General features: G+C 64.9%; 6 protein-coding genes. 4 read left to right on the top strand and 2 right to left on the bottom strand.

The window, feature by feature from the left end; all coding sequences use genetic code 11:
- Positions 1-253, top strand: a 253-nt coding sequence (locus tag MRY84_RS15220; protein ID WP_291506550.1) for an ABC transporter substrate-binding protein, incomplete at its 5' end; no start/stop codon positions are given.
- Between the two features lie 105 nt (positions 254-358).
- On the opposite strand, the gene MRY84_RS15215 is transcribed toward MRY84_RS15220, so the two are convergent.
- Both MRY84_RS15215 and MRY84_RS15210 read right to left on the bottom strand, forming a co-directional pair.
- Positions 359-547 (bottom strand): hypothetical protein, encoded by a 189-nt coding sequence (locus tag MRY84_RS15215; RefSeq protein ID WP_291506549.1) that lies wholly within the window; start codon positions 545-547, stop codon positions 359-361.
- Between the two features lie 177 nt (positions 548-724).
- The gene (locus MRY84_RS15210) at positions 725-2386 is read right to left on the bottom strand and encodes an MFS transporter (RefSeq protein ID WP_291506548.1); all 1662 of its coding nucleotides are present in this window, start codon (positions 2384-2386) and stop codon (positions 725-727) included.
- 418 nt (positions 2387-2804) lie between these two features.
- On the opposite strand from MRY84_RS15210, the gene MRY84_RS15205 reads away from it, so the two are divergent.
- The 3 genes from MRY84_RS15205 (at position 2805) to MRY84_RS15195 (ending at position 6001) form a co-directional block, all read left to right on the top strand.
- Positions 2805-3113 carry a DUF485 domain-containing protein gene (locus MRY84_RS15205; RefSeq protein ID WP_291506547.1) on the top strand — a complete coding sequence of 103 codons (309 nt, stop codon included), beginning with the start codon at positions 2805-2807 and terminating at the stop codon, positions 3111-3113.
- Positions 3110-4849 (top strand): cation acetate symporter, encoded by a 1740-nt coding sequence (locus tag MRY84_RS15200; RefSeq protein WP_291506546.1) that lies wholly within the window; start codon positions 3110-3112, stop codon positions 4847-4849. The genes MRY84_RS15205 and MRY84_RS15200 overlap by 4 nt, the downstream gene beginning before the upstream one ends.
- A 222-nt stretch (positions 4850-5071) precedes the next feature.
- Positions 5072-6001, top strand: coding sequence for a histone deacetylase family protein (locus tag MRY84_RS15195; protein WP_291506545.1), 930 nt, complete (start codon positions 5072-5074; stop codon positions 5999-6001).
- The last annotated feature ends 8 nt before the right edge of the window (positions 6002-6009 follow it).

The raw sequence follows: 6009 nt of genomic DNA, 5'->3' as shown, positions 1-6009 counted from the left end.
GGAACTCGCCAAGGCCAAGGGCGCCGAGGTGAGCCCCGCCATGCTCGAAGGCTTTGCCGCGGCCAAGGTGCTGGTGGAAGGCCTCAAGCGCGCCGGTCCCAAGCCCGACCGCGCCAAGATCCACGCGGCGCTGGAGACCATCCGCAAGTTCGACATCGGCGGCCTGGAGGTCTCCTTCACGCCCGAGGACCACACCGGCCTCGACTTTGCCGACCTGTCCATCATCGGCACGGACGGACGGTTCCGGCGCTGAGCGCCCTGCGCAGTTCCCCAGCAAAAAAGCCCAGGGCAGAAACCCTGGGCTTTTTGCTGTGCGTGCGGGCCGTGCGGGCCCGCCTGCCCTCACAGTGTGAAGGCATCACTGCGCGCTGGCTGCCGAGGCGGGGGCAGATGCCGGCGCCGCGGGCGCGCTCGCGGCAGGCTCGGGTGCGTGCACGGCATCCGCGCCGTGCTTTTCACCGCCCATGTCGGCCTTGTCACCCGCCGTGATGATCACGTACATCGACAGCGCGGCAAACAGAACGAAGCCAACAACAATCTTCCACATATCAATATCTCCTTGGGATGGTTTGTTCAATCAAGGGGCCTGGGCCGGGCGTTGTATGTCTACTGGATCGGCAGACAAGCCCCTTGATGGAACACAAGGCCCGCCCCTTGCGGAACGGGCCTTGCAAACCGGTCGAAGGCGATCAATGGATACGTGCATCCATCGATCCATCCGTCATCAGTCGTTGGCGTAGATGTCCACGTCCTTGGTTTCCTTGATGAACAGGCCACCGATCACCACCGTCGCGCCGGCAATGATGATGGGGTACCACAGGCCGTTGTACATGTTGCCGGTCTGGGCCACGATGGCGAATGCCGTGGTGGGCAGCAGGCCTCCGAACCAGCCGTTGCCGATGTGGTATGGCAGGGACATGGACGTGTAGCGGATGCGGGTGGGGAACATTTCCACCAGCATGGCGGCGATGGGGCCATACACCATGGTCACCAGCAGCACCAGGTACGTCAGGATCACGGTGACCATGACCTTGTCGATGCGGGCAGGGTCTGCCTTGGTGGGATAGCCTGCGGCCTTCAGCGCATCGGCCACGGCCTTCTTGAACTCGGTGTCCTTCTTCTTGGCTTCATCAGCGGGCAGGCCCTTGCTGGTGTAAGAGGTGATGACGGTCTCGCCGATCTTGATGGTGGCGGGCGTTCCGGCAGCGGCCGTGGCGTTGTCGTAGCTCACCGAAGCGCCAGCCAGCACCTGCTTGGCAATGTCGCAAGAGCTGGTGAACTTGGTCGTGCCGGTGGGGTTGAACTGGAACGAGCACTCCTTGGGGTCGGCCGTGATGATCACCTGGTTCTTGGCCTGGGCTTCAGCCAGCGCGGGGTTGGCCGCCTTGGTGAGCGCACCGAACACCGGGAAGTACGTCAGAGCGGCCAGCAGGCAGCCTGCCAGGATGATGGGCTTGCGGCCGATCTTGTCGGACAGGGCGCCGAACACGATGAAGAAGGGCGTGCCGATCAGCAGGGAAACGGCCACGAAGATGTTGGCGGTCGCGCCGTCCACCTTGAGCGCCTGCGTCAGGAAGAACAGCGCATAGAACTGGCCGGAGTACCACACCACGGCTTGGCCGGCGGTCAGGCCGATCAGGGCCAGGATCACGATCTTGAGGTTCTTCCACTGGCCGAAGGACTCGGTCAGCGGGGCCTTGGAGGTCTTGCCCTCGGCCTTCATCTTCTGGAACGCGGGCGATTCGTTCATCGACAGGCGGATCCAGACCGAGATGGCCAGCAGCAGGATCGACACGATGAACGGAATGCGCCAGCCCCAGTCGCCAAAGGCTTCCTCGCCCAGCACCGTGCGGGTGCCCAGGATCACCATCAGCGACAGGAACAGGCCCAGCGTGGCGGTGGTCTGGATCCAGGCCGTGTAGGCGCCGCGCTTGCCGTGCGGAGCGTGTTCGGCCACGTAGGTGGCAGCACCGCCGTATTCACCGCCCAGCGCCAGGCCTTGCAGCAGGCGCAGGATGATCAGGATGACGGGCGCCGCCACGCCGATGGAGGCATAGGTCGGCAGGATACCCACGATGAACGTGGACAAGCCCATGATCAGGATGGTGACCAGGAAGGTGTACTTGCGGCCGATCATGTCCCCCAGGCGGCCGAAGAAGATGGCGCCGAAGGGCCGCACGATGAAGCCCGCGGCGAACGCCAGCAGCGCGAAGATGAAGGCCGAGCCGGCGTCCAGTCCGCTGAAGAACTGCTTGGCGATGATGGCTGCGAGCGAACCATACAGGTAGAAGTCGTACCACTCGAAAACGGTGCCGAGCGACGACGCGAAGATGACTTTCCTCTCTTCGGGCGACATCGGCCGCGGTGCGGGATGAACGGTTGCCATGTTGGTTGTCTCCAGTGTTGTTGATCAAGACCGGAAGCCACGGGGCCACCGGCAGGGCACGCTGGGGTGCTGGAGCGGAATATCCGTTTGGCATCTGACCGAAAACTGACAGGAAAAATCAGCTATTTCGCTCGGTTACTTGCTCGGCAAATTTGCCTGGGACAAACCCGGGGATTTTTTTTCTCGATGTGAGAAACGCCGGCATTTCGCCCCCCTTCATGGCGTCGAAACCCGCGTTTTCCAAGGGTTAGTACCAACGCCGCGGCTAGGGAAACCCTGCACAGGACAAACCCTAGGAATTTCATGTTGCACTGCCGTAAGAAGGGGGTCAGGGCCCGTTCCCAGAATTCGCTCCGTTTCGTGCATCACCCCGGCCGGGCTCGCGAGAGACGCATTCCGATAACTCAAGGAGATCACCATGACGGATCCCGTGGCAACACGCATCCAGAGCCACCCGCGCTACCGCGAACTCCGGCAAGAACGCAACCGCTTCGGCTGGACTCTCACCGCCCTGATGTTGTTCGTCTATTACGGCTACATCGCACTCATCGCTTTCAACAAGCCGTTCCTGGCCCAGCCCATCGGCGGCGGGGTCACCACCCTGGGCATTCCCCTGGGCCTGTTCGTGATCGTCTTCACCATCGTGATCACCGGCATCTACGTGCGGCGCGCCAACAGCCGCTACGACGCATTGACCCAAGACATCCTTCGGGACGCCCAAAAATGAACACTCCGAACCTTTCGCGCCGCGCCCGCTGGGGTCTCGCGGCAGCCGGCTGCTGCGCGGCCGCGGCCCATGCCGCTGGCGGCGATGTAGGCCAAGCCGCCAAGCAGGCCACCAACTGGACGGCCATCGTCATGTTCGCCCTCTTCGTGGCGGGCACGCTGTGGATCACCAAGTGGGCGGCGGCCAAGACGCGCTCGGCCGCGGACTTCTACACCGCCGGCGGCGGCATCACGGGCTTCCAGAATGGTCTGGCGATCGCGGGCGACTACATGTCGGCCGCCTCGTTCCTGGGCATTTCGGCGGCCGTCATGGCCTCGGGCTATGACGGGCTGATCTACTCCATCGGCTTTCTGGTGGGCTGGCCCGTCATCACCTTCCTGATGGCCGAGCGCCTGCGCAACCTGGGCAAGTTCACGTTCGCCGACGTGGCGGGCTACCGCTTCCAGCAAACTCCGATTCGCGCCTTCGCGGCCAGCGGCACGCTGGTGGTCGTGGCCTTTTACCTGATCGCGCAGATGGTGGGCGCGGGCCAGCTGATCAAGCTGCTGTTCGGCCTGGACTACTGGATCGCCGTGGTGCTGGTGGGCGCGCTGATGATGATCTACGTGCTGTTCGGCGGGATGACGGCCACCACCTGGGTGCAGATCATCAAGGCCGTGCTGCTGCTCGCGGGCGTGAGCTTCATGGCCTTCATGGTGCTGGCGCAGTTCGGCTTCAGCCCCGAAGCGCTGTTTGCCAAGGGCGTGGCCGTGAAGAGCGCCATCGCCAGCAACCAGGGCAAGACGGCCGAAGAGGCCAACGCCATCGGCCTGGCCATCATGGGGCCGGGCGGTTTCATCAAGGACCCGATCTCGGCCATCAGCTTCGGCATGGCACTCATGTTCGGCACCGCCGGCCTGCCCCACATCCTGATGCGCTTCTTCACGGTGCCCGACGCCAAGGAAGCCCGCAAGAGCGTGTTCTGGGCCACGACCTGGATCGGCTATTTCTACGTGCTGATCTTCATCATCGGCTTTGGCGCCATCACCCTGGTGCTCACCAACCCCGAGTTCTCCGACACCGCCAATGGCGTGATCAAGGGCGGCGCGGGCACCGCCAACATGGCGGCCGTGCTGGTGGCCAAGTCGGTGGGCGGCGACGTGTTCTACGGCTTCATCTCTGCCGTGGCGTTCGCGACCATCCTGGCGGTCGTGGCGGGCCTCACGCTGTCCGGCGCCTCGGCCGTATCGCACGATCTGTACGCCACGGTGTTCAAGAAGGGCAAGGCCGACAGCGCCTCGGAACTCAAGGTCTCGCGCATCACCACCTTGAGCCTGGGCGTGATCGCCGTGGTGCTGGGCATCGTGTTCGAGAAGCAGAACATCGCGTTCATGGTGTCGCTCGCCTTCGCGATCGCCGCTTCGGCCAACTTCCCCGTGCTGTTCATGAGCGTGCTGTGGAAGGACTGCACCACCAAGGGCGCCGTGATCGGCGGCTTCCTGGGCCTGGTGTCTTCGGTGGGCCTTACGGTCGTGTCGCCCTCGGTGTGGGAAGCCGTGCTGGGCAACCCCAAGGGCAGCGCGCTGTTCCCCTACACCTCGCCCGCCCTGTTCTCCATGACCATCGGCTTCGCGGGCATCTGGATCTTCTCGCTGCTGGACCGCAGCGCCAGCGCGCAGCGCGAACGCGCCGCGTTCCCAGCACAGCAAGTGCGTTCGGAAACCGGCCTGGGCGCCGCCGGGGCCTCGGGACACTGAGGGACCGCCCGCTGCTTCGTGCCCTGCGGGGCACGCACTTCCTCAGAGCCGGGCCCCTTGCCCGGCTTTTTCTCGCCAGGAGTCTGCGCAGCCGATGCTTCTTCTGCCGCGCAGACTCCCAGGCCTCCGTTGACCCATATCAAGACGCCTTCACCGTCCGCGCCTACAGTGGAGCCCATCGCAGGCATGGCGGTTCAACCCACCCTATCCCCTTCAGCCGCCATGCTCTGCGCCTACATTTCCCATCCGGACTGCCTCCAGCACGACATGGGGCCCGGCCACCCCGAGTGCCCTGAACGCCTTCACGCCATCTCCGACATGCTGCTCAGCAAGGGCTACAGCGACTTCATGGTGCCGTACGACGCACCGCAGGCCAGCGTGGAGCAGCTGACGCGCGCACACTCGGCCTTGTACGTGAACGAGCTGCTGGCCCGCGCGCCCACCGAGGGCTATGAGCGGCTGGACCCGGACACGCTGATGAACCCCCACACCGTGCCGGCGGCCCTGCGCGCCGCCGGAGCCGCCGTGCTGGCCACCGATCTGGTGCTGCGCGGCGAGGTGGCCACGGCGTTCTGCAACATCCGCCCGCCGGGACACCATGCCGAACGCGGCGCCTGCATGGGCTTTTGCTTTTTCAACAACGTGGCCGTGGGCATTCGCCATGCGCTCGATGTACACGGCCTGGAACGCGTCGCGCTGGTCGACTTCGACGTGCACCACGGCAACGGCAGCGCCGACATCCTGGCTGGCGACGAGCGGGTGCTGATGTGTTCGATTTATGAAAAGGGCCTGTACCCACTGGGGCCTGGCGAGCAGCCCGGCGGCAGCAACATGGTGCACGTGGGCATGGACAGCCGCACCGGCAGCGCCGAGTTCCGCGCACTGGTGGACGCCACGTGGATGCCGGCACTCGAAGCCTTCCGGCCGCAGCTGATCTACATCTCCGCCGGCTTTGACGCCCACCGCGAGGACGACATGGGAAACCTGGGCCTGCTGGACGCCGACTACGAATGGGTCACGCAGCGCCTGCTCGACCTGGCCCGCCGGCATGCGCAGGGGCGCGTCGTCTCGTGCCTGGAGGGCGGCTACGTGATGAGCCCCCTGGCGCGCAGCGCCGCCGCGCACGTCAAGGTCCTGATCGGCGCGGACTGACACCGAAA

This window comes from Acidovorax sp. (genome assembly GCF_022763525.1).
Lineage (GTDB): Bacteria > Pseudomonadota > Gammaproteobacteria > Burkholderiales > Burkholderiaceae_C > Acidovorax.
The sequence above is the reverse complement of the archived record's forward strand: the minus strand, read 5'-3'. Positions and strand labels throughout refer to the sequence as shown.

Excerpts from the sequence above, each read along its gene's own strand:
- MRY84_RS15215 (WP_291506549.1), bottom strand. The coding sequence starts at position 547 with ATGTGGAAGATTGTTGTTGGCTTCGTTCTGTTTGCCGCGCTGTCGATG.
- MRY84_RS15210 (WP_291506548.1), bottom strand. The coding sequence starts at position 2,386 with ATGGCAACCGTTCATCCCGCACCGCGGCCGATGTCGCCCGAAGAGAGG.
- MRY84_RS15205 (WP_291506547.1), top strand. The coding sequence starts at position 2,805 with ATGACGGATCCCGTGGCAACACGCATCCAGAGCCACCCGCGCTACCGC.
- MRY84_RS15200 (WP_291506546.1), top strand. The coding sequence starts at position 3,110 with ATGAACACTCCGAACCTTTCGCGCCGCGCCCGCTGGGGTCTCGCGGCA.
- MRY84_RS15195 (WP_291506545.1), top strand. The coding sequence starts at position 5,072 with ATGCTCTGCGCCTACATTTCCCATCCGGACTGCCTCCAGCACGACATG.